16 protein-coding genes are annotated in these 23744 nt (G+C 56.1%); 11 read left to right on the top strand and 5 right to left on the bottom strand.

Annotated elements, in window-relative coordinates; all coding sequences use genetic code 11:
* Positions 1–14: 14 nt before the first annotated feature.
* Positions 15–905: a DUF535 family protein gene (locus OHL22_RS23145; RefSeq protein ID WP_263342178.1), complete on the bottom strand. Its 891-nt coding sequence runs from the start codon at positions 903–905 to the stop codon at positions 15–17.
* Positions 906–1503: 598 nt separating this feature from the next.
* Positions 1504–3024: a glutamate decarboxylase gene (locus OHL22_RS23140; protein WP_263342177.1), complete on the bottom strand. Its 1521-nt coding sequence runs from the start codon at positions 3022–3024 to the stop codon at positions 1504–1506.
* 225 nt (positions 3025–3249) lie between these two features.
* Here OHL22_RS23140 and OHL22_RS23135 point away from each other — a divergent pair, with 225 nt between their 5' ends.
* From OHL22_RS23135 to OHL22_RS23105, 7 genes are all read left to right on the top strand, one after another.
* Positions 3250–3675: a VOC family protein gene (locus OHL22_RS23135; RefSeq protein ID WP_263342176.1), complete on the top strand. Its 426-nt coding sequence runs from the start codon at positions 3250–3252 to the stop codon at positions 3673–3675.
* A gap of 304 nt (positions 3676–3979) precedes the next feature.
* Positions 3980–6724, top strand: coding sequence for a bifunctional YncE family protein/alkaline phosphatase family protein (locus OHL22_RS23130; protein ID WP_263342175.1), 2745 nt, complete (start codon positions 3980–3982; stop codon positions 6722–6724).
* Between the two features lie 236 nt (positions 6725–6960).
* A complete protein-coding gene (locus tag OHL22_RS23125) occupies positions 6961–10836 on the top strand; it encodes a beta strand repeat-containing protein (RefSeq protein WP_263342174.1) in 3876 nt (1291 codons plus the stop codon).
* A gap of 260 nt (positions 10837–11096) precedes the next feature.
* Positions 11097–12422, top strand: a complete 1326-nt coding sequence (locus OHL22_RS23120) for an Hsp70 family protein (RefSeq protein ID WP_263342173.1) — start codon at positions 11097–11099, stop codon at positions 12420–12422.
* A gap of 316 nt (positions 12423–12738) precedes the next feature.
* A complete protein-coding gene (locus tag OHL22_RS23115; protein WP_263342172.1) occupies positions 12739–13407 on the top strand; it encodes a hypothetical protein in 669 nt (222 codons plus the stop codon).
* Between the two features lie 104 nt (positions 13408–13511).
* Complete coding sequence (locus tag OHL22_RS23110) at positions 13512–14063, top strand: REP-associated tyrosine transposase (protein ID WP_263342171.1); 552 nt, start codon at positions 13512–13514, stop codon at positions 14061–14063.
* Between the two features lie 144 nt (positions 14064–14207).
* Entirely contained in the window at positions 14208–14801 is a 594-nt protein-coding gene (locus OHL22_RS23105) for a hypothetical protein (protein WP_263342170.1), read from the top strand.
* 707 nt (positions 14802–15508) lie between these two features.
* On the opposite strand, the gene OHL22_RS23100 is transcribed toward OHL22_RS23105, so the two are convergent.
* Complete coding sequence (locus tag OHL22_RS23100) at positions 15509–16495, bottom strand: SMP-30/gluconolactonase/LRE family protein (protein ID WP_263342169.1); 987 nt, start codon at positions 16493–16495, stop codon at positions 15509–15511.
* Positions 16496–16535: 40 nt separating this feature from the next.
* The gene (locus OHL22_RS23095; protein ID WP_263342168.1) at positions 16536–18806 is read right to left on the bottom strand and encodes a fused MFS/spermidine synthase; all 2271 of its coding nucleotides are present in this window, start codon (positions 18804–18806) and stop codon (positions 16536–16538) included.
* Positions 18807–19277: 471 nt separating this feature from the next.
* Between OHL22_RS23095 and OHL22_RS23090 the strand changes: the two genes are divergently transcribed.
* From OHL22_RS23090 to OHL22_RS25165, 4 genes are read left to right on the top strand one after another with little or no spacing between them, the layout of a single operon-like run.
* On the top strand, positions 19278–20270 hold the full coding sequence (locus OHL22_RS23090) for an ROK family protein (protein WP_263342167.1): 993 nt from the start codon (positions 19278–19280) through the stop codon (positions 20268–20270).
* Between the two features lie 2 nt (positions 20271–20272).
* The gene (locus tag OHL22_RS23085; protein WP_263342166.1) at positions 20273–22753 is read left to right on the top strand and encodes a glycoside hydrolase family 38 N-terminal domain-containing protein; all 2481 of its coding nucleotides are present in this window, start codon (positions 20273–20275) and stop codon (positions 22751–22753) included.
* Between the two features lie 47 nt (positions 22754–22800).
* Positions 22801–23316, top strand: coding sequence for a hypothetical protein (locus tag OHL22_RS23080; protein WP_263342165.1), 516 nt, complete (start codon positions 22801–22803; stop codon positions 23314–23316).
* Between the two features lie 40 nt (positions 23317–23356).
* Positions 23357–23527, top strand: coding sequence for an HNH endonuclease (locus tag OHL22_RS25165; protein WP_377819774.1), 171 nt, complete (start codon positions 23357–23359; stop codon positions 23525–23527).
* Positions 23528–23623: 96 nt separating this feature from the next.
* On the opposite strand, the gene OHL22_RS23075 is transcribed toward OHL22_RS25165, so the two are convergent.
* Positions 23624–23744, bottom strand: a 121-nt coding sequence (locus OHL22_RS23075) for an integrase core domain-containing protein (RefSeq protein ID WP_263342294.1), incomplete at its 5' end; no start/stop codon positions are given.

Genomic DNA, 23744 nt, shown 5'->3' with positions numbered 1-23744 from the left:
TTCTCTTCCCTGGACTATGCCTCAGGCTGCGCCGTAACGGGGATCGTCTGTTCGTGCCGCGGATAGTTCCCATAGTCCTGCAAGCTCTGATCAAAGAATCCACGCACCCCGTCGATGATCTCCCGCTTCAATGCACGCTTTTCTTTCGTCCGCAGCTTGTGTCCGCGCTTCACATCCTGAATCGGCTTCTCAGGTATCGGAATCGGACTGCGATATAGATGGTCCTCTGCCGCGGTCAGTCCCGCATCCACAAAGAACTCATCGTACGAGCGAAAGAATACTTCCTTGTATTGCTCACTATAAGCCGACTGACGCACCGCCGATATGCCTACAACCTCGCGTATCCCAAGCCCGTCTGCAAAGCCCTGCAGAGCAGCCATAAGCAGCGCGGGCGGAGCTACATCACGCAATGCTTTCGTAGCTTGCTGAATCGCGCGATACTCTCCTCGTAAGCCCTGCACACGCGTCACCAGCAGTACATCGGGCTCGCTCGACTTCACGATAGCTCCCGGCACAACCGTAAAAGAAATCACATACAGGTCATTCCCCTGTACGTGCAGGTCCAGCGTGAGCTCGCCCTCTTTTTCCGAAGAGTGAGAAAAATGCAGCGTTATCTCGTACCGCTCTCCACCTTCGAAAATCTCAAAGAGCGTCACACGGTCCATCATGATCTTTCGCAGCATCTTTTCTGGAAAAGACTTAGCCAGCCAATCGTAGTGATGGAGAAAACATGTTTTTCGCTCACCGATCGTGAGCTCTTGCACAAGATAATCATCTGCGGCAAATTTGAGCGGAATGCGCCAGTGATTGCGCCACAGTTCAGCAAACACCGGATGCCTCATACACCGCAGAATCTCGAACTGCGACGGAAGGCTGGTAATCAGGCGCAGACCTGTCCTGGACATTCGCGTTATTCGCGCAAGGGTCCATGGCTCTCGGGGGTCAGCTGCCTTCTTGGGAAGCACGATTTTCATCAATCCGTTTAGTGTTGTTTCATTTTTTGACGGGGAACACCAGCAGAGTCTGGCCGCCTGTCAAACATCTTGGGCAAACTTCGAAATTAGATGCCTGAAACTCTTCCGTAAATTACGTTATCTCCGGATCTCCGCCGTGCCACGGCTCGAATCAACCAGTTCCTACAGTTCGTCGTTCATGGTTGAAAACTAGTCGCTTAAGTCAACATGCCCGATAATGCAAGGCCTCAATTGTTTATGCGCAAAACAGACGTCAAAACGTCACACCAGGCAAGGAATTCGAGCGAGAGCCGATCCTTATGGCTTCTTTATGAAATCCTAGCAAACGTAATCGCAAATTCGAACTGAATCACGAATCCAAACTGACTCTTTTGTGTTAATTTGCACAACCAAAAGATTCGTTACCTCTGGCACATTCCGGACAACGACCCTGGATTAAGCTACTTCAGCGAAAGTTATTCCCGAAAACGAAATGGGGCGTCTCGTTGACACCCCACTCTCTATTGCAAAGCAATCCTTTGACATACCTCTAGTGATGAAATCCCGTCCCGTCAGTTAACGATCGGAAGCCGGGCTGATTTTCAAACCACTTCAGATGCCGCTGGATATCTCTCACTAACATTCCCGCTAAGTCGTGAGTAAATCCATTCCGCACCACCACTCGCATGATCACCATCGCCTGCCGATTAGCAGGCATGCGGTAAGCAGGCACCTGCCATCCACGGTCGCGTAGCCGGTCTGACAAATCATAGAGTGACCACCCCATCGCCTCTGGTTTCTTCAACGTCCAGGAAATCACTGGCAGGTCACGGCCTTCGCTCAGAATCTCAAACGGTCCCAATTCTCCTATCTGCCGCGCCAGCTCCACCGCGACCTCCTGGCACGCTTCATGCACGGCGCGATACCCGGCTTTCCCCAGCCTGATCAGGTTGTAATACTGCGCCACCACCTGACTTGCCGGCCGCGAAAAATTGATCGCCAGCGTCGGCATCGATCCGCCCAGGTAGTCCACGTTAAACACCAGCTCTGGATGCAAATCCTTCAATTCCCTCCAGATCACCCATCCGACACCCGGATACACCAGCCCATACTTGTGCCCCGATGTATTGATCGATTTCACCCGCGGCAGTTGAAAATCCCAAACCAGCTCCGGCTGCAGAAACGGCGCCACAAACCCACCACTCGCCCCATCCACATGAATCGGAATATCCAGTCCCGTCCGCTCCTGCAGCCGGTCCAGCGCAACACTCAAACCAGCTACATCCTCGTAATGCCCAGTGAACGTGCTGCCCAGCACACTCACCACCCCAATCGTGTTCTCATCGCAGGCCGCCGCGGCGCGCTCGGGATCGGTGACCACTTCGCTTTCTTCCACCGCCACTTCACGCGCTTCCACATCCCAGTACCGGCAGAACTTGTGCCAGCACACCTGTGTATTCGTCCCCATCACCAGGTTGGGCCGCACAGACGCATCGTCCAGGTCCGTCGCCAACCCAGCCATCTTGCGCCGCTCACGCCACGCCCACTTCAGCGCCAGCCCTCCAAGCATGCAAGCCTCACTCGACCCAATCGTCGAAGTCCCGATCGTCCCCTCTGCATCCGGCGAGTGCCACAGCTTCGCCAGCATGTGTACACAGCGCATCTCGAGCTCTGCTGTCTGCGGATACTCATCCTTATCGATCATGTTCTTGTCGAGCGTTTCCGTGATGAGCTTGTGCGCCTCCGGCTCCATCCATGTCGAGCAAAACGTCGCCAGGTTAAACCGCGAACTGCCATCCAGAATCAGCTCGTCATGAATCAAGTGATACGCCGTCGTCGGCGGCATGCCTTCCTCCGGCACCGCATGCCGCGGCGTCGGACCCAGCAACCAATGCCGCGCATACATAGGCCGCGTCGCCCCGCTCAAATGCCGCTCCCGCGACTTATTCACCAGGTGCGCATGCCGTTCCGCCGTTCCATTCCCCGCAGCGGCATGCTCACCGACAATCTCCTGCGCTTCTCTGCTCGTCACTGAATATCCGTCCTGCGGTCCCACCGTCTCGTTCGACATCGCCATACCTCCGGTTCACATTTTCAGATTCCCCATCCTACGCACCAGTGGCATAAGCTCGCATCAAATCTCCGCAAATCCTCTATGCTTTCTACGAAGCGTTTCGGGGAGTAGCCAATGGCATCGGGAAAAGCCAAAGTAGGCTAGACACATCCATCTCACTCCCAATCCTGCCGTTGCAACAAGCAGCCAGGAACGAATCCGAGTCCTCGATCTGGAGTCTTCATGCTCACCAATCGCTCCGTTCCACCCTGCACCGTTATCCCCACCCTCCACTACCCCGACCCAGCCATTGCAGCCGAATGGCTCTGCGCCGCCTTCGGCTTCACCATCCGTCTTCGTATCGGCAACCATCGCATCCAGATGCGCGCCGGCGACGGCTGCTTCGTCATTCACGAGGGCCAGCTCCCTGAGCCCGGTTCGGCCGCCTTTGCCATCCACAGCATCATGGTCCGCGTCCCCGACGCCGAAACGCATTGCGAACACGCCCGGCAACACGGCGCCACCATTACCACCCCTCCCACCGACCACATGTACGGCGAACGCCAGTACAACGCCGTCGACTTCGCTGGCCATCGCTGGACGTTCACCCAATCCATCGCCGACATCGACCCCGCCAGCTGGGGCGGCGAACCCATCCATATCGAGTGATGGTCCTGTTCGCCATGAAGATCGAGCTCGGCATCCAAGTCACAAAGGATGTAACCCTATGCTCATCGAATCCGAAACCCTCGACTGTGTGACATTCCAGCGGGAGGTGCCAGGGCTTGTTAATACAGGCGCGGACCCTTTCCGTCATCCGCACGCTCAATCCTGTGCGCAGTGTCGCGGGCTGCTGGAAGACATTGAGCGCATCTCACAGTCTGCCGGGCACCCGCCATCGCACGATGAATGAGATTCTCCCACTGCCCGCTTTTTCTTCCCCAATTCACATCTCCCGTGCATTCTGGAAGATATGCCTCGAATCAGCGCACTGGTCACTACTCTTCTGCTCGCCGCATCCATCCCATCCCGGGCCCAGCTCGTAGCCAAAACCGGCGTCGAAGCCGTCCTTCCCAATGGCCGCCAGATCCGCCCCGCAGGCTCATGGACCACTCTCGCACCCTATCCATTCGCCATCGCGCTCAAACCGGACGGCTCCCAGGCTGCGATCCCCTCCATCGGTTTTCCATTCGCCCTCAACGTCATCGACAACCCGGCTGATGCCCAGCCGGCTATCCGCCAACTCCCTTCGCTTAAGCCCGGCCGCAGCCATGACAGCGACCCCGGCATCGAAGTCCACGATGGCCTTGTCTACTCCCCCGACGGCCAGATCCTCTACGTTTCCACCGGAGACTCCGGCAAAGTAGCCCTCTACGCCACCAGCGACTGGCATCACATCGCTGAAATCCCACTCGACGGCGCAATCGACGGCAAGAACTACACCGACAGCTACGCCGCCGCCATCCTTATCTCCCCAGACGCCAAAACCCTCTTCGTCCTCGACCAGGGCAACTGGCGCGTCGCCGTCATCGATATCGCCTCGCAAAAAGTCGTCGCCTCGCTGCCCACCGGCGCCTATCCGATGGGCATAGCCCTCTCGCCCGACAACTCACGCCTTTACCTCACCAATACCGGACTCTTCGAATACCAGCAAATTCCCGGCGCTGACCAGAAAGACGAGCTCAAGACCGGCCTCAAATTCCCGCCCTTCGGCTACCCCAGCAAAGAAGCCCGCGAAGGCGTCACCATTGACGGCAAAAAGATTCCCGGCCTCGGCGACGAAAACTCCCCACGCGGCAGCTCACTCTGGACCTACGACATTCACGATCTAACCCATCCCGCCAAAATCGCTGAGCTTCGCCTCGGCGACCGCATCACCGAAGCCCGCAACGGTGACGTCGGCGGAGCAGCCCCCACAGGCGTAGTCGCCGACGACAATGCCGTCTACGTTTCTCTCTCCCACCAGGACGCCATCGCCAAAGTCTCCCCCGACGGAAAACAACTTCTCACCCAAACGCAGCTTTCCCCCTTCTCCGGCCCACAGTTCGAAGACGCCCAGCATCGCCCCCTGCGCGGCGTCATGCCGTCAGGTCTTGTGTTTCGTAACGGCCGTCTCTATGTCGCCGAAGCAGGCATCGATGCAGTGGCCGTTCTCGACACCAACACCATGCAGATCGTCGAGCACATCCCAGCAGGATGGAACCCTTCCGCCGTTGCTCTCTCGCCCAGCGGAGACACGCTTTACATCGTCAACACCAAAGGCAAAGGCGCCGGACCGAATGGCGGCAGCCTCCATCCCGAAGACGCCCCCAGCTACATCGGCGAGCTCGAATATGGCAGCCTTTCCACCATCCAGATTGCATCTCTTCCTGCTCCTGCTGAGCTCACCGCTGCCGTAGTCGCGAATAACACCTACGGCATCGCCAATCAACCACCGCTCCCGCATCTTAAGCACGCCTTCCTGATCATTCGCGAAAACCGCACCTTCGATGAGATCCTTGGAGACCTACCCCACGTCAATGGCGACCCATCCCTCTCGCGTTGGGGCATCGACGGCTGGGCAGAGGAGCACAAATCCCGCGGTGGCGCAAAACCCGCGAGTGTCCTCGACCACCTCAAGGTCACGCCCAATCTGCATGCACTCGCCCACCAGTACGCCATCAGCGACAACTTCTATGTCGACTCCGACGTCTCCGCCGACGGTCATCGCTGGGTTCTCGGCATCGACCCCACTCCGTTCTTCCAGACCGCATGGACCAGCGGTTACGGCGGCCGCCGCAAATCCTTCACCGCCATGCCCGGTCCCGGACGCCGCGCCCTCTTCGGCGGAGCCGACGCACCTATGCCCGAAGACGAGCCGCAATTCGGCTCTCTCTGGGAACACATTGCCGGCTCCGGCCTCGGCATCCTCAACTACGGCGAAGGCCTCGAAGTCGAAGGCAATGACGAACTCGCCGGCTCTCAGCCTGAGGGCCAGCGCCTCTTCCTCGACTCACCAGTTCCTAAACCCGTCTTCGAATCCACCGATCGCCGCTATCCCACCTTCAATCTCGGCATCCCCGATCAATTCCGCTTTGAAGAGTTCCAGCGCGACTTCTCCCGCCGCGTTGCCCTCGCCTCTAAAGATCCGTCCAAGGTTCCTGGCCTCATCGTCATCCGTCTCGGCGGCGACCACACAGCGGACCCACGTCCTGCAGACGGCTATCCCTACCGCGCAAGTTACGTCGCCGACAACGATCTAGCACTCGGCCGCATCGTCGCCTTCCTCTCCAAAACCAGCATCTGGAAAGACTCCGCCCTCTTCGTTACAGAAGACGACGCACAGGGCGGCATCGATCACGTCGATGCCCACCGCAGCATCCTGCTCGTTGCCAGTCCGTGGGTCACACCCGACTCCGTCAGCCACCAGCACAGCAGCATGGGCAGTATCACACGAACCATCAACGCGCTCTTAGGCGTTGGTTCGTTGAATCTCGAGGACGCGCTGGCCGGCGACCTCACCGGCATCTTCACCGAAAAGCCGAACCTGCAGTCCTTCACCTACGTCCCCGGCGATACCCGCGTCTTCGATCCCGCCAAAGCAAAATTCGCCAAACCCAAAACCAAACAGGAAGCCGCTGAATTACTCGACATGGACGATGCGCCAAAAATCCAGCAGCAGCTCGAAAAATCAAAATCGACCCTAAAACGTCCCTCCAGCGATAAAGACAACGACTAACTGGCTCTGAAACCGAAAAAGCCCGATGTCTGCGCATCGGGCTTTTTCATTGTTACCATCAACTCTATTGAAATAACTTACGCAATGTGCTCAACGCAAAGCATCGATTATGCGATAAAGTAATCCATGCTTTGGGTACCACTGACAATTTATCGGCTGCCCCATCTCCATGAAATCATGATCTGATTGCATTCCTCCTCAATTTGATCCCATTTCTCTGGAGTTACCCCTCACGAATGGAAGCCCTGCAAACATACCAATCGAACTCATTCGCAGCCCGCTGGCCCTTTTTGAAATTACGTTCCATCCCGGCTCTGCTCCTTTCTCTCTTCGCGCTCATCACGCTCTCGGCTTGCGACAACGGCTTTCATCTTCCCGCCGCGACTCCAGACTTCTCCATATCCGTATCGCCTACAACTATCGCCCTTGTAGCCAACGGATCCACCCAAACCATCAGCGTCACAGCCATCGCCTCCAATGGATTCCAGCAATCCGTCGATGCCTCCATCACCGGACTTCCCGAAGGCGTAACCGTGCAGCCGGCAAGCTTCACACTCGCCCCCGGTGTAGCAAAGAACATCACTTTCTCCGCCTCCACCACAGCTGCCTCCGGTACCGCTTCTGTGACTTTCACAGCGAACGCAGGAAGCATCAGCCATAGCACCACCGTGGCGGCAACCATCTCTTCGGCGACGCAACCCCCATCTCCCGATTTCGCGCTCTCCGTATCGCCATCTTCACTAAGCCTCACCGCCGGTCAATCAGGCTCGCAGGTAAGCGTTCTGGCTACCGCCCTCAACTCCTTCACCGGTTCCGTTAATGTCGCGCTGTCAGGACTTCCCGCAGGCGTAACCGCCTCGCCCTCATCGCTGACTCTCACCCCCGGCGCAGCTCAAAGCATCACGCTCACCGCCGCATCCACTGCAGCCGCCAGCTCCACCAAGATCACCTTCACCGGGACCTCAGGCGCGCTCACGCATTCGGCCACCATCACTGCCAATATCTCCGAGCCGCCTCCCGCACCCGACTTCTCGCTCTCTGCTTCTCCAACTTCGTTGAAGCTCACCGCTGGTCAATCCGGCTCACAGATCAGTGTTCTGGCTAACGCGCTGAATGCCTTCACAGGCTCAGTCAACGTCTCCATCTCTGGACTTCCCTCAGGCGTAACTGCCTCGCCCTCGTCTCTGACACTCATCCCCGGCACAGCTCAGAGCATCACCTTCACCGCTGCCTCGACAGCAACCGCCGGCACCGCGACGATCACGTTCACCGGCACATCCGGCGCACTAACACACTCCACCACCGTCAGCCTTACCGTCGCTGCCGCCCCTCCCGCACCAGATTTCTCGCTCTCAGCCTCACCGGCTTCTCTCAACCTCACCGCCGGTCAGACCGGCTCTTCCATAAGCGTCCTGGCCACAGCGCTCAACTCCTTTACCGGCTCCGTCACGGTCTCTTTCTCTGGACTTCCCGCAGGCGTTACCGCCTCGCCGTCATCTCTGACTCTCACCCCCGGCGCAGCGCAGAACATCACATTCACCGCAGCCTCCACAGCAGCCGCAGGCACAGCGCAAATCGTTCTCATCGGAACCTCCGGCACGCTCACACACACAACCGCTCTCAGCCTCAATGTCGCCTCTGCTGCCACACCCGATTTCTCCTTCTCGCTCTCACCAACTTCGCTTTCGTTGACCGCCGGACAATCCGGCTCAACCATCAAGCTTTCCGCCACGGCATTGAACTCCTTCACCGGCTCCATCGCTGTTTCCGTAGCTGGCGCTCCCACCGGCGTCACCGTAACCCCCGCTATATCCACCCTCACACCTGGCACTCCGCAATCCGTCACCATTGCTGCCGGCAGCACCACCACCCCAGGAACGTATCAACTCGTCTTCACCGCAACCTCCGGCAGCCTCGCGCACGCCGCCACTCTTAACCTCACCGTCGCTGCTGCGCCAAACTTCGCCTTCTCTGCGTCACCCACATCCCTCAGCCTCGCTCCGGGCCAGACCGGCACAGCAATCCAGTTCTCATCAACCGCACAAAATGGATTCAGCAGTCCAGTCACCGTAACCTTCTCGGGCCTACCATCCGGCGTAACCGCCAGCCCCTCATCGCTCACTCTCACACCCGGCACGCCGCAGAGCGTCACCTTCACCGCTTCATCCTCCGCCACCCCAGGCTCTTCTACCATCACCGTCACAGCCACCTCAGAAACACTGACCCACTCCACCACCCTCAGTCTCACCGTCGCTCCAGCGCCGGACTTCTCCCTCTCAGCCTCGCCCACATCCCTCACAATCACAGCCGGCCAGTCAGGTTCTAAAGTTCAGCTCACCGCCTCAGCTCTTAACTCCTTCACCGGCAATGTCGCCGTCTCCATCACCGGCCTGCCCAGCGGAGTAACCGCCAGCCCCTCCACTCTCACGCTCACTCCAGGCGTCGCGCAAAGCACTACCCTCGCCGCTGCAGGCACCGCTCCAGCATCCACCGCCACCATCACCTTCACCGGCACATCCGGCACCCTCAGGCATTCCGCAACCGTGGCGCTCACCGTGGTTCCCGTATCCACCACCTCTAGCGGAATCGACGTCACCACCTACCACTATGACAACTCCCGTGACGGTTTGAACTCCCAGGAAACCACCCTCACGCTCGCCAACGTCAACTCCACCCAATTCGGCGAAATCAACTTCCTCTCCGTCGACGGTCGCGTCGATGGCGAACCACTCTACCTCTCCCAGATCAATGCCGGCGGTCACACGCGCAACGTCCTCTACGTCGTCACTGAAAACGACAGCGTCTACGCCTTCGACGCCGACATCGGCGCGCAAATCTGGCAGACCTCCGTCATCGGCGCCAATGAAACCACCAGCGACGATCGCAACTGCGGCCAGATCTCGCCACAAATCGGCATCACTTCCACGCCCGTCATCGATCGCAACCAGGGCGCTCACGGAACCATCTTCGTCGTCGGCATGACCAAAGATTCCAGTGGCAACTACCACCATCGCATCCACGCGCTCGACCTCACCACCGGCGCTGAAATTGCGGGCAGTCCCACCGAGATCACCGCCAGCTACCCAGGCATCGGAGACGGCTCCTCCAACGGCTACGTCGTCTTTGCACCCAGCCAGTACGCCGAGCGTGCCTCCCTGCTCCTGCTCAACGGCACCGTCTACACCACCTGGACATCTCACTGCGACGACCCTCCATACACCGGATGGATCATCGGCTACAGCGAATCCACGCTCCAGCAGACCAAACTGCTCAACATCACACCCAACGGCGCCGAGGGCTCCATCTGGATGAGCGGCGGCGGTCCCGCTGCCGATTCGAGTGGCAACATCTACTTCCTCGACGCCAATGGCACCTTCGATACCACGCTTAACAGCAATGGCTTCCCCTCGCAGGGCGACTACGGCAACGGCATCCTCAAAATCTCCACCAGCGGCTCACTCGCAGTCACGGACTACTTCGAACCCTACAACACCATCAATGAATCCGTTAACGACACCGACTTTGGCTCAGGTGGCGAAATCCTTCTGCCAGACCAGACCGACGCCTCCGGCAACACCCGTCATCTCATCGTCGGAGCAGGCAAAGACGCCAACATCTACGTTGCCGATCGCGACAACATGGGCAAATTCGTCAACGGAGCCAACTCAAACACGTATCTCTATCAATTCGCCAACGGCATTCTTGCCACCGGCGTCTTTTCTACTCCCGCGTTCTTCAACGGAACCCTCTACTATGGCGCAGCCGGAGACGTCCTTCGAGCCATCCCCATGACCAACGCGCGGCTGGCTTCTCAATCCTCAAGCAACTCCGCCAACACCTTCGCCTATCCGGGAGCCACCCCCAGCGTCTCTGCCAACGGCACGCAAAACGGCATCGTCTGGGCTCTCGAATCCGGCGGCAATGCAGCAGCCGTGCTCCACGCCTTCGACGCCTCCAACCTCGCCCACGAGCTCTACAACAGCAACCAGGCCGCAGACGGACGCGACAGCTTCGGCAACGGCAACAAGTACATCACACCCATGATCGTGAACGGCAAAGTCTACGTCGGCACCCCCACCGGCGTAGCCGTCTTCGGCCTCCTCAACCCCTGATACAAATCGCTTCGAGATTGGCTTTCGTTTTGTTTTTGTTTTTTGCTGTCATCCCCGAAGGGGATCTGCTTCTCACTCGCCCTACCATCATTTGGGTGCCCCAGGTCTCGATTTTGAGACCTGGGTACCACCAAAGCCTACGCCGTGAAAAACCCGCAAACATGCGCCAAAGGCGCATCTCATACCAACCGAAGGCAAAGCCTGCCTGACGAACGTCAGACGCGACGCCCTGGGTCACTCTCACCTGAGAAAATAACCAGATGCGTCAACCGCATCCTTCCCCCACCCCAGGCATCGGAATCGACTTCGGCACCACCAACAGCTCCATCGCCCGAGCCTCCACCAACGGCTCCATCGACCTCGTCCAATTCCCCTCCCGCACCGGCACAACCGAATCCTTCCGCTCCGTCCTCTACATGGACCGCACGCGCCACGCCGGCCATCTCCGCCTCACCACCCACACCGGCCCATCCGCCATCGAACACTACCTCGACGCCGAGAAAAAAGGCCGCCTCATTCAGTCCCTCAAGAGCTACCTCAGCGCAAGCAACCTAACCAGCACCGAAATCCTCGGCCGCCCCTTCCGCTTTGAAGACCTCATCGCTCGCATCCTCACCGACCTGCGTCTCGAAGCCGAACGCCATTTCAAAACAGAAATCCGCCACGCCACCGTAGGCCGTCCCGTTCGCTTCGTCGGCGCAGAGACCGAAGCCGACGACACCTTCGCCCAGTCACGTCTCCAGCAGGCCTTTACCCTCGCCGGCTTCGAACAAGTCCACTTCGTCATGGAGCCCGAAGCCGCAGCCTACGCCTACGAAGCCACACTCGACCGCGACGAACTCATCCTCATCGGCGACTTCGGTGGAGGCACCAGCGACTTTTCCCTCTTGCGCGTCGGCCCCAACATCCGCCGCCGTGGCCGCAGCCCACAAGACCTCCTCGGCAACAGTGGCCTCGGCCTCGCCGGAGACACCTTCGACGCCCGCATCGTCCGCCATCTCGTCTCACCCGCTCTCGGGTCTAACTCGCTCCAGCGCCCCGCAAGCAAACATCTCCCCGCAGTTCCCGCATGGATCTACACCAACCTCGAGCGTTGGCACTATCTCTCGTTCCTGCGCACCCGCAACGTCACCGAAATCCTCAAAAGCGCCCACGCCCGTGCCGTCGAGCCAGACAAGATCGAGGCCCTCATCACTCTCGTTGAGGAAGACCTCGGCTTCCAGCTTCATCAAGCCGTACAGCGCCTTAAGTACGAGCTTTCATCTTCTGATAGTGCCGAGTTCCGCTTCATCGATGGCACACTCGAACTGCGTCAGCAAGTCACCCGCACTGAATTCGAAAGCTGGATCGCCGAAGACCTCGCCGCTATCGAGACCTGCATCGACTCTCTCTTCCAGCAAACCGGCATCGACCCCAAAGAAGTAGACCGAGTCTTCCTGACCGGCGGCACATCCTTCGTCCCCGCAGTCCGCAGCATCTTCGAGCGCCGCTTCACCAAAACCAAAGTCCGCAGCGGCAACGAATTCACCTCAGTAGCCCGCGGCCTCGCCCTCCACGCTCAAGAACGTCAAACCCGCACAGCCTGAGTTTGTCGATTGTAAGAGGCTGGTTTTCCGTATGAGCCATAGTCCGGGGCGAACCATCCAGTTAAGTTGTCATTCTGAGCGAAGCGAAGAATCTGCTTTGTGCCTTTGCTTTTGCACTTGCTTTCTTTCTGTCATCCCCGAAGGGGAGCTGCTTCTCCATGAAAATTCAAGCGAACTCCACATAAGCGCCTCTTACCAGTTGCTCACGTTGAAGCTGAAATGGCTATTCAGGTAAGAGAACAGACGACGCCATGCCTCTTCATGAGACACTCCAATTCAGTGAAATGGACACGTAATCTAACAGAGAATCCGCGCCATGAATGACTTGTTCAAGATCATTCGGCAAGAGCCTCAGTCGCTCTTGCCTGAGATATCGTTGCGGGCGTGGATGCATTTTTATGGTGGCTATCGGCATCGAAGGCTGGAAGATCAAGGAAGCTTTGCCCCCGCATTTGACCGAATGGATTTTCATCGATGGCTCTGCGATAGGTTTCAGATACTTTATGCATCACCGATTGCAGATGTTTCGATTGTTTCCTCTTTCTTTCTCTCAGAAGAGACTGCCTTCTATAAGTACTTTGACCTCCTGGAAGAATATCTCCGTTCCCAAGAAGCAAAGAGTCCGGACGTCTACGTATTTTCAGGTGAGAAAGAAGGATTTGCGGGCTTGGTGAGAGGCGCTCGCAAATGTCCCGCAATGTACATCGGTTCCCAAACCTTTCTAGGATTTTGCTCCATGCTCATGGGAGACATCTTCGCCACTGTTGAAATGGGATCAGATTTCGATGCAGGGCAGTTGCTCTTTATCAAGTTTCAGAAGTGGGTAGAAGCAACAAAGAACCACTCTGAACAATTTCGTCATTGGTTCAAAATAGTCAATTTTTGGAGCATCGACGATCATTCCGCGTATACTCTCTTCTGCGCCTGGTTGGACGAATTTAGTAAAGAGGCTGGAAACCCTGACATTTTTAGATCGCCGGCTTGAGCGGATGTCCTCAATCAAATTGGTCGGCGGGTGGCCCAGATCTGAATTCGTACCACCGAGGGTGCCCCAGGTCTCGCTTCTGAGACCTGGGTTACGATGCTCGCATGACCAACCCGCTTATACGGTATCAGCAGACAGGTGACTTCCATTTCATCACCTTCAGTTGTTACAGGCGGCAGGCGTACCTCAACTCACAAGGCGCGCGAGATCTCTTCGAACAATCTCTGGAAACCATCCGAAACCGCTATAGCTTCTTTGTCTTCGGATACGTCGTCATGCCCGAGCACGTACATCTTCTTGTAAGCGAACCGACCCGTGCGCTTCTTTCCAAAGCCATCCAGGCCTTGAAACTCTCGGTCGCCGTCCAGCGCAGGGAAAGGCCCTTCTGGCAGGCACGCTACTATGACTTCAACGTATACACGAACGCGAAACACGTTGAGAAACTCAAGTACATGCACTGCAACCCAGTCACTCGTGGCCTTGTTCAAAAACCGGAAGACTGGAAGTGGTCCAGCTTCCGGCACTACCAAACCGGAGACCGTGACACGGTAGAGATAGAATCCTGGTGGACAGCCATGCGCAGAGAACAAGGCATTGCTGAAACCCAGGTCTCAGAAGCGAGACCTGGGGCACCCTCAGTGGTAAACAAAACATGAGATCTGGGTCACCCGCCAATTCAAGCAGGGCTCTTTAACGTGCCAGTGAATGGCCTTGACAGCAGCAAAATATGGAACACTGTCCGAAAGCACTTGGAGGAGTCAGGCGGACCATTTGAGCCGCCTTGTGAATAGGGGATAGTCATGAACTTGCGCGAGGCTCTAGCAGCGAAAAAACTGGAATACGAGCAATTTGTCATTGCTCGTCACATCGAACCAGAAACGTTTCGGTTGACACATGAAATTCTAGAATTGGAGCGAGCAATCGCCAAAGAGGAGGGAGCAGCTTACCTGGATGAAATTGACATTCCTGTCGAGCGTGACAGTTTCCAAGATTGCCCATTCGTAATCGCCGACTGCTTCAATTGTTTCCTCATTTTGAAAACTAAATCGAAGCAATTGGCCTTAGTCGTATTTCGGCGTATTGGCGCTTACCGTGTTTTAGCTCTTGGCGATGATGATGCAGATGAGCATCCTTTGGCGGGGAAAGGCCTGAGGCCATATGGCATTTTTGAAGTAATGAATTCTGGATGGAGTCAAGAAGTCAACTCAATCCGGGATAAGCGTGAGCCGTATCCCGCAGCGACCCGCCGAATCACCGCAAATCATCATTATTTCTTCTATTTCAAAGCACGAACGTTCGAAGTACTAGCTGAATCTTTTGAAGTGCTTGGCACCTTTTCTTCGCAAGAAGACGCCTATGCACACGTCTTGGCGAATTTAGGTGCGGTTCAATAAAACCTCATGCGTTGACTGCAATCCAAGTTGATCGCGCAGATCGTAGTCTCTCGCCAAGGATCATGATTACTTCGTCGGTGAGACCGGCTTCTTAGTTCACAATGCCAACTGTCGATGCAAGAAATTAGATTGGTCAAGACCAAGATGGGATGGAGAAACCACCCCGCAACACGTATTAAGGCATGGTGTTGACGACCCGCTTCGAGAAATTCATGGCGTTTTTGCAGATGATCCCATAACAACTACTGAGAGTGCCTGGGACAGTGTTCTTCAAAACCCCTCAATCCAACCCACCATCCAAGGCAATGGATGGGAGAGATGGGTTATTCCCTTTGGCGGGTGACCCAGATCTGAAATCCCACCACCGAGGGTGCCCCAGGTCTCGCTTTTGAGACCTGGGATCAAATTCGTGCGCAGCACGAACCACGCAACATCTTCGTCCCGTTCCCTTCTCCATCGCTTTCCCGTGTGGAACATACCACAACAGATATAAATCCGTGACAGCACATCTGCCGATGCACAAAACCCCATAATTCCACGCAACTGCATCACGAACGAAGTCACTCAGTTGCAAGAAATCTCGCTTGACACGGCTCTTCGCTCCTCATAGCCCCGACACAAAATGTTCCACGAGGAGCAATTCTGGTTTCTGCATGAACTCCTACAGAATTGCTCCACGTGGAGCAATTTAGAACCAGCCTCGCTCGTCACACCGCCACCAACGGCACTGAATCCGGCATCCGCTCAAACCCCGTATCCGCCAGATACATCGCCCCCGACCCCGGCGCCACCGAACGCCCTTCCGAAGCCATCCCCTCCACCGCCGTAGTCAACAACAGCTTCACCTCACCATCCATCTCTACAAACTCCGGACAGGTCACCCGAGGCGCACCCGGCACCACCCACTCGCACAACACCGCTCCATCCCTCACGCGAATCTGCTGCACAATCCCATCCGGCACCAGCTCCGGATTGTAGAAAGCCACCACCACGCTCTCATCCTCCATCCGCCCTGTGTTATTCGGCGCAGCCCGCATTCCATCCGGAAACCCCGTTGCAAATCCACTCGACTCCACCACCGACCGCGATACCACCCGCTCCATCCTCGCATCTATCCGGTACGTGCTAATAGTCTTCGGCTGTGAATCGATATCCACCAGCAACAACCCCTCCGCATCGCGACAAAGGTGCTTGCCATTCGAGCACACCTGCTCTTCCAACAGCGTCCGCACCGTCCGCGTAGCAGCGTCGTAGAAATACAACGCCGCCACCGGCTCGCAGAACCCCAGATGCTTAGTCCCGAACACCACCCCACCGTCGACTGCTAACCCATCGTTGATGATCACCCTCTCATCATTCGTCACCACAATTCCCGTCTCGTCTACCCGTCCGTTAACCAGATCGAAATACACCAGCCGCCGCTCCATGCCCACCAGCAATAACCCCGGCTCAATCGTCTCCACAAAGAACCCCGGCCTGCCCGGCAACACAAAGCTCCGGTTGCGCTGCGTTTTCAAATCCAGCAGATTGATGCTTCCCTCCCTCGCATCGGCTCCATGCTGAATCGCCACCCACGCCACAGTCGGCTCTGCAAACGGAGCATTCCGCAACACCCGCGGTCCCTCTGGCAAATACCGCAGAGCCTCAATCTCAGGCTCATAAAATCGCCGCGCCACAAATCGAGAAATCGTCATGAGCATCGCTCTCCAGCACAATTGCAGTCAGTGCTTCCCTTCATCGAAGGAGATGAAATCGATCTCGTAGCAGGTCATACTCGTTGATGGGCTTGTCATCACACAATGCCGGCACTCGAGGATTCTCGGCAATCAACTGCCCCACATTTTGCTCGGAGGAAAGGACCAGTTCGAACTGTTGTTGAGCAGTTGGCTTCGGGCCCCACTCCACCAAATCCGCGACCGCTTCGGGCGGCATGCGCGCCGCGAGTTCCGAACTTGAAGTTGCGGGGATCGGCGTCATGCTCGCAAGATAATGAATCCCCGCATGATCAAAGGAATAAAAAGCTCGAACGTACGGAAACGACTCCACAAGCGCCTTGGTAATTGCAACTGTGGTAGCCGTATCGCCATCTGCTGCCGGGTACCAGGTTTGAAAAATTCCGTCCTTCCTCAGGTGTTTCTTCACCACTTCATAGAACTCGCGTGAGTAAAGCAAGCTGGACCCCGCGGCTTGCGGTGGGGGTGGAGGATCTACGACTATGACATCGTAGCTCTGCGCTGAGCCGTCCAGGAAGCGGCGTCCGTCATCAATAACGATGTGGGCCAAAGGAGAGCTAACCACTTTCTGCGCATCAGCATGGTAATAGCCAAACAGTTTGGGGACGCTCGGAACCAATTCCACTACTGTGGTAGGAATTCCCCATGTAAGCATGGAGCGAAAACTGGTTCCCATTCCAAAGCAGATTACCAATCCATTCTGAGGGCGCCTGGCCATGAAGGCGAGCGGTAAATGGGCGATATACTTCGTGATTGGAGTGAGGACTGTCATTCCATACCCGTTGACTAAGAGTTGTCGATGAAACCCCGTTCCCGTCGCAACAACACTCGCGGTGTAATCACGTCTTATTTCTCGTTGGGCATACTTCGTTTCGACGTCTCGGCCCACTGCAAAAATCAACATCGTGGCAATGATGGCAAGCGCAAACCTATACTTCGCCCCGAGCCCGGGCTTCGTTGCGGCAGACTCGTGCGGCTTTTGGAAAGCGGTCCAGGCCGCGATCGCAACCAACGGGAGAGACAGAACCAGGAGCGCCCACCGTTCTCCAAGCAAAGGTAAGAGCAGAAACCCTGCTACGAGCGGTCCGAAGATACAGCCCGCAATGTTCACTGCGTAAGCAGTTCCAGCTTTATCGGACCGCCCGGATGACCAGGAGTCCACCAGCAATGGCGTAAGGAAACCTGTCATACAGCAGAACATCCCAATGGACGCCAGTCTCACCCCCGAAAGTTGGAAGGGGCCTAACGACACGCGGGGATCCGCGGCAATTACAGGAATCGCAGAAAATAGCACGAGCAGACTCCACGCGGAAGTGCTCTCTTCTGGTTTATGCGTCTTAATCCAGCGGCGATAGTCTTGCGACCCCACGACATTTGCCAGCAAATAAACTGCGAGGATCTCGGCAAAGGTATAAACGACGTTCCCAAGATAGGGAGTAAACTCCCGTATCCAAACGACCTCCATGCCCATGCTCACGAGACCGGTCGTGAACAACAGAAGGAGAGCCATCTTCGGGGGCAGACCATAGAGCTTGAGCTTCCCCTCTTCTCTTGCTGCTGGCTGATCGATGAAACAAGATGAGCTGATAGTGCAACTCAAGCCAAAGGCAAGCAACGCGACAACCGCGTTGAGACAACCTGCAACATAGAGCGTCCCTTTGAAGCCAAGTAGTTCTATTGCTACGAAAGCTGAAACGAGGGTGCCAATAAGTGCGCCAAGAACATTGGCGACATACAGGTAGCTGAACGAACGTTCGGAGGCAGGTCTTGCAACCTGACGGATAACAGCCATCAGCATCGGAAAAGTTGACCCCATAAAAGCGCACCAAGGGATCAAAGTAATGGCCAGCCAAACGCCCACTACGAGGAAGTAACGAGAGCTTTGCCACCCTGCAAAACTTCCAATCTTTTGCAATAGCTCACGCCCAAATGTCAACTCGATGGGGACCGCCAGGCACGACACACCGATAAGCAATTCGGTCATAGAGTAAATTCGGAGTGCCAGCCGCCCGTTGGTAACTAGAAGCCGGCGCGTAAATAGTCCAGCGCCCCACGATCCCAAACCCAGACCGGCCATGAACATTGCAATCACGATGGAAACGAGAGCTGTGTTCACCCCAAAGCTGGCCATGGCCAGTCGCGTCCAGACCACTTCATAAACCAGTCCACAGAATCCGGAAATCACAAAAAAAACGAAATACCAGCGCACGTGTGCACTGGATACTTCGGGATCGCGGACATTCAGCTCCCTCTGCTTTACCAAAACAGACATTCCGTCCCTCACAGATTCGATGGAAATCGTGTATTTACTTTACTATTGACGAAAACAATTGGAGTACTCAATAACTCGAATTGGTAACTCAGATGAAGATCCACGAGGCTCCCCTGAGACTCTACGCAACGCCAAAGCACTCTTTCGATACCCACGCTCGAAACAAAAGCTCCGCGGTTTCAGCCTGGTATCCACCACTCCTCAGCCATCCATCAAAGTAGTTGGTTAATCGCGTACATATCCTATTGCCGTCTGCGAAAGCAGCTGGCAACCATCAGGCTCTACACACAAACGACCCAAATTCCTCACAATCGCAAGTACAACGCTCCCACTTCCAACAAATCCGCTTGAACATCGCGAAACCTGGATAGGAATTGCGCTACGTGGAATACTCCCCTCCCAACGCAAATTGCTCCACGTGGAGCAATTTTCAAGTCTGCCCAGCTACACTTGTCGGCGAAGCTCTTACGCATGGCAAAGCTCCCACTCAACACCTCTACTATCCTCGGCCTCGACATCGGCGGCACTAAAACCGCCATCGTCGAAGGCACCCACAACGCCGAAATCCTCCAGCGCATCGAGTTCCCCACCGAGGCCACTAAACCCTTCGCCGAAACCTTCCCGGCATTCGTCGATCATGCCAACAAAGTCATAGCCCAAGCTCAGGCGCATGGCCGCAACATCGCTGCAATCAGCGTATCTATTGGTGGACCGCTGCGGATCGAGGAGGGTTTCCTAATCGATCCGCCGCACCTGCCCGGTTGGTTCAACACACCGCTCAAGCAACACCTGGAACAGGCTTTGCCCGGCCTGCCGGTCTACGTGGAACATGACGGCAACGCCGGCGCACTAGCGGAATTTCATTTCGGGGTTGGAAAGTCGCGAAACAATCTTGAGCATTTGATCTTCCTTACGTTTGGGACGGGGATTGGCGCGGGGCTGATTGTGAATGGGCGCATTTTGCGTGGAGCCACCGATACCGCTGGCGAAATCGGTCACTGGCGTCTCGCCGAGAATGGCCCGATCGGCTTCGGCAAGCGAGGGTCATGGGAATCGTTTGCGTCTGGTCAAGGACTGATCGAAATAGCGGCTCAAATGTTTCCTTCGCGATGGCAGCAATCCACTCCTATTCGCGATCTCGTCGAGGCAATGCTTGCCAACGATGCGGATGCCATGCAGGTGGCAGCCGCGGCTGGCCATTACATGGGCCGCGGCCTGTCGCTACTCATTGACGCGTTCAATCCTCAGATCATCGTCTTCGGTTCGCTAGGCGTCGTGCTTGGCGAACGCATTCTTGGACCTGCGCGCAAGGTCATTGCGCAGGAGGCATTGCCACAGGCCGCTTCTGCATGCGAGCTGCTGCCATGTGCGCTTGGCAGTCACATCGGCGATGTTGCTTCGTTGATGGCTGCAGTGACCAGTCCCATGTTTCGCGAATCAATTCACGCGTTTTCGGAGTTATGACTATGACGGTATCACGAAGAGATTTTTTGTTGCGCTCGGCTACTGCTGTTGGAGCAGCGGCTGCGCAGCCTTTGCTGGGCGAGATTGCTGCACAGGCTGGACCGAAGTCGAAGGTGATGCACATCATCGGCTATTCGCATATCGACGCAGCTTGGCTCTGGCCGTGGCGTGATGGATCAGATACGGTGTTGACGACGTTTCGCAGTGCGCTAAACCGCATGCAAGAAACGCCGGGCTTCTGCTACTCGCATTCGTCATCGGCGCATTATCGCTGGGTGCAGCGCGCCGACCCTGGCATGTTTGCCGAGATTCAGCAGAGGATTCGTGAGGGCCGATGGGAGGTGGTTGGTGGATGGCCTGTCGAGCCGGACTGCAACATACCGGCTACTGAAAGCTTTGTGCGCCATGCGCTCTATGGCAAGCCGTATTGCAGCGAGGCGCTTGGTGTGGATGTGAACATCGGTTTCAATCCGGATTCGTTTGGACACGCGGCGGGATTGCCGACTGTGCTGCATCATGCAGGCTACAAGTATTACGTCTTCATGCGGCCGCAGGAGCATGAGATGAAACTGCCACTGCTTTTCTGGTGGGAGGCAGCGGACGGTTCGCGTGTGCTGACGCTGCGCATCTGGCGCAACTACGACGGAGATGCGGACCTGATTCGAGCGGCTGCGAACAATGCGTTTGCACCCGGCTTCGATCATGCTGCTTTCTTTCTTGGCGTGGGCGATCATGGCGGCGCAGTGACGAAGGCGCAGATACAACAGGTGCTGGCGATGCAGCATGATTCTGCTCTGCCTGAGTTGCGATTCAGCACGCTGCGCGATTTCTTTCGCGCAGTGGAGCAATCAGCGGCGTTTGCTAATCTGCCGACGATACACACGGAATTGCAACATCACTCGCGCGGGTGCTATTCGGCAAATGGTGAGGGTAAGTTTCTTAATCGTCGTGCGGAGCGCTCGCTGGTGCAGGCAGAAACGATATCGCTTGCAGCTTCGCTGACGGCAAAGCATGCTTATCCAGCCAATGAATACGCCGAGTCGTGGTGGAAGGTATTGTTCTGCCAGTTTCATGACATGATGGCTGGAACATCTCTGTACAGCGACTATCAGGACGTGCGCGACAGTGTGGGTTATGCGTGTGAAGTGGCTACCACTTCAAAGGTGGAGGCGCTTGAGACGATGGCGAAGCACGTCGATCTGAGCAGTGTGCAGGAGAGCGCGGTGTTTCTCTTCAATCCTTTGCCTTGGGCTCGCAAGGCGCTGGTTGAGTATTACGCTGAGCGCAACCCATCGGGTACTGCAGAGATCACGCACTTGAAGACACAGGATGGAACGCGGATACCGATTCAATGGAGGCCATCTGCGAGCATGACGACGTTCTTTCCACGGCTCTCAGCGTGGGTGGATTTGCCGCCGTGCGGATACAAGGTGCTTGAGCTTGCTCACGGAGATGCGCCGAATGCGGAGCCTTTTCGCGAATTCGTTAAGGTATCCAACAGTGGCTTTGGCATATCGTCCCTCAAGGCAGAAGATGGAGCGGAGTTGCTGGCGAGTTCGATTGGGCTGGTGGTTATTTCGGATACGAGCGATACCTGGGCCCATGGCATTGATGAGTTTCGACAAGAGATGGGCAGGCCGATGCTGACGTCTGCCGCGGTTGTCGAAAATGGACCCGTGACGCGGGTGACGCGCCATCATGCGAAGTGGCAAAACTCGGAGATCATTCTCGATATTGCGCAGTTTGCGGGACTCGATTTTGTGGAGCTTCGCTTTGTGATTGACTGGCATGAACATGAGCAGATGTTGAAGCTGGAGATTCCGACAGCGCTCACGGATACGAAGTTCTTTGCGAAGGTTCCGGGTGAGGTGCTGGAGCGCAGCACGAATGGACAGGAAGAACCTTACCAGGACTGGGGCGCTGTGACGGGCAAGGTGAATGGCAGCGACTACACCGTAGCCTTGCTGAACAACTCGACGTACAGCTATGACTGCCTGAATGGATTGTTTCGCACGGTGTTGATTCGCTCGGCTCCGTTTGCGCGACATAATCCGGGGCAGGTGCCGCATGATGACAACAACGCCTGGCAGGATCAAGGACGGCAGGAGCGGCGATTCTGGCTGATGGGCGCGCGTGGATTGTCAGCAGCGATGCATCTTGATCGTCGCGCGGAAGAGTTGCAGACACCGGCTGAGTACGTGATGGATTCAGGACATACTGGAACGGAACCCTGGGAGCGATCACTGGTGGAAGTGAGCCCGGCGAATGTATGGATGCTGGCATTGAAGCAGGCGGAGGGTAATACACAGGACATCATTGTGCGTGTGCAGGAGCGGAGCGGGAATGCTACGACGGCGATGTTGAAGAGCCAGGCGTTTGGGTTGGATCATTCGTTTGCGTTAAAGCCGTGCGAGTTAAAGACCATGCGCATCACACGTGCGGTGAAGGGTGAAGTGAAGGAAGTTTCATTATTGGAGATATAAGATGGGCCTTCAGGCTACCCGTCCTATCTCAAGGAGTTTGACGATCGATGGCGAGAACCAATGGACATGGCAATCCTAAGTGGACACGCGAAGAAGTCATGCTTGCGCTGTCGCTCTACTTTGAGGTCGGTCGTAAAATACTTCCTAAGACTGACCGACAAGTGATTGAACTTTCAATGTTGCTGGCCAATCTACCTTTTCACCAAGGCCCTGCACGAAAAGAGAACTTCAGGAACCCGGACGGCGTTGCATTCAAGCTACAAAACCTGCATTACCTGGATACGGGAGATGGGCTGGGAAACACCTCGCGCATCGATCGTGAGGTTTGGCAAACTTACCGTGAAATTCCCAATCAGGTTATTGCCTTCGCCAAACAAATCAAGCGCGCTACGACTATCGTCAGAACTGCTACGTTCCCTTTTGACTTTGAGGCTGATGATGAATTCTTCGAGGGTCGTACGCTATCTGAGATGCACAGAAGAATCGAACGAAGCGCTTCTTTGAGGAAGCGTTTTTTTAACTTACAAGAAGCGTTTCGGTACACTCGAATGCGAACTCTGTAGAAGAGGCGCTCTCTTTTCGGACATCACGATATCAGACGCCATGTTTGAAGTTCATCACGTCATTCCTATCTCTGAAATCGGAATGACGCGAACTAAGCTAAAAGATCTCGCTCTGCTATGCGCCAATTGCCATCGTTATGTGCATAGACTCATAAAATTGAACGGCGGATGGTTGACAATATCTGAGTGTAAAGTCCTGCTGAACATTTAGAGAAAGACAGGTAGTGCCACGTATCTCTATACAAAGGTTGTGTCCTCGTCCTCCGTTGCAATTTCCGCACATTTTGCCTTGGGTAATTGTAGAAGCTCAAGAGGTTGTTCCATCGGCGAGCGGTATCTCGGAGCGGCTGATGGGCGGGTTGTAGTTGAGGCTACCATGAGGTCTTTCGTGGTTGTAGTAGTGAGTCCATGGCTGCAGATGTGAGTCC

It is taken from the genome of Acidicapsa dinghuensis (assembly GCF_025685685.1).
Lineage (GTDB): Bacteria > Acidobacteriota > Terriglobia > Terriglobales > Acidobacteriaceae > Acidicapsa > Acidicapsa dinghuensis.
The sequence above is the reverse complement of the archived record's forward strand: the minus strand, read 5'-3'. Positions and strand labels throughout refer to the sequence as shown.

What these genes read in the sequence shown, in the direction of transcription:
- OHL22_RS23130 (WP_263342175.1), top strand. Translation starts at nt 3,980, where the DNA reads ATGCCTCGAATCAGCGCACTGGTCACTACTCTTCTGCTCGCCGCATCC.
- OHL22_RS23095 (WP_263342168.1), bottom strand. Translation starts at nt 18,806, where the DNA reads ATGTCTGTTTTGGTAAAGCAGAGGGAGCTGAATGTCCGCGATCCCGAA.
- OHL22_RS23120 (WP_263342173.1), top strand. Translation starts at nt 11,097, where the DNA reads ATGCGTCAACCGCATCCTTCCCCCACCCCAGGCATCGGAATCGACTTC.
- OHL22_RS23100 (WP_263342169.1), bottom strand. Translation starts at nt 16,495, where the DNA reads ATGACGATTTCTCGATTTGTGGCGCGGCGATTTTATGAGCCTGAGATT.
- OHL22_RS23145 (WP_263342178.1), bottom strand. Translation starts at nt 905, where the DNA reads ATGTCCAGGACAGGTCTGCGCCTGATTACCAGCCTTCCGTCGCAGTTC.
- OHL22_RS23085 (WP_263342166.1), top strand. Translation starts at nt 20,273, where the DNA reads ATGACGGTATCACGAAGAGATTTTTTGTTGCGCTCGGCTACTGCTGTT.
- OHL22_RS23105 (WP_263342170.1), top strand. Translation starts at nt 14,208, where the DNA reads ATGAACTTGCGCGAGGCTCTAGCAGCGAAAAAACTGGAATACGAGCAA.
- OHL22_RS23140 (WP_263342177.1), bottom strand. Translation starts at nt 3,024, where the DNA reads ATGTCGAACGAGACGGTGGGACCGCAGGACGGATATTCAGTGACGAGC.
- OHL22_RS23135 (WP_263342176.1), top strand. Translation starts at nt 3,250, where the DNA reads ATGCTCACCAATCGCTCCGTTCCACCCTGCACCGTTATCCCCACCCTC.
- OHL22_RS23080 (WP_263342165.1), top strand. Translation starts at nt 22,801, where the DNA reads ATGGCGAGAACCAATGGACATGGCAATCCTAAGTGGACACGCGAAGAA.
- OHL22_RS23115 (WP_263342172.1), top strand. Translation starts at nt 12,739, where the DNA reads ATGAATGACTTGTTCAAGATCATTCGGCAAGAGCCTCAGTCGCTCTTG.
- OHL22_RS23090 (WP_263342167.1), top strand. Translation starts at nt 19,278, where the DNA reads ATGGCAAAGCTCCCACTCAACACCTCTACTATCCTCGGCCTCGACATC.
- OHL22_RS23110 (WP_263342171.1), top strand. Translation starts at nt 13,512, where the DNA reads ATGACCAACCCGCTTATACGGTATCAGCAGACAGGTGACTTCCATTTC.
- OHL22_RS23125 (WP_263342174.1), top strand. Translation starts at nt 6,961, where the DNA reads ATGGAAGCCCTGCAAACATACCAATCGAACTCATTCGCAGCCCGCTGG.
- OHL22_RS25165 (WP_377819774.1), top strand. Translation starts at nt 23,357, where the DNA reads ATGTTTGAAGTTCATCACGTCATTCCTATCTCTGAAATCGGAATGACG.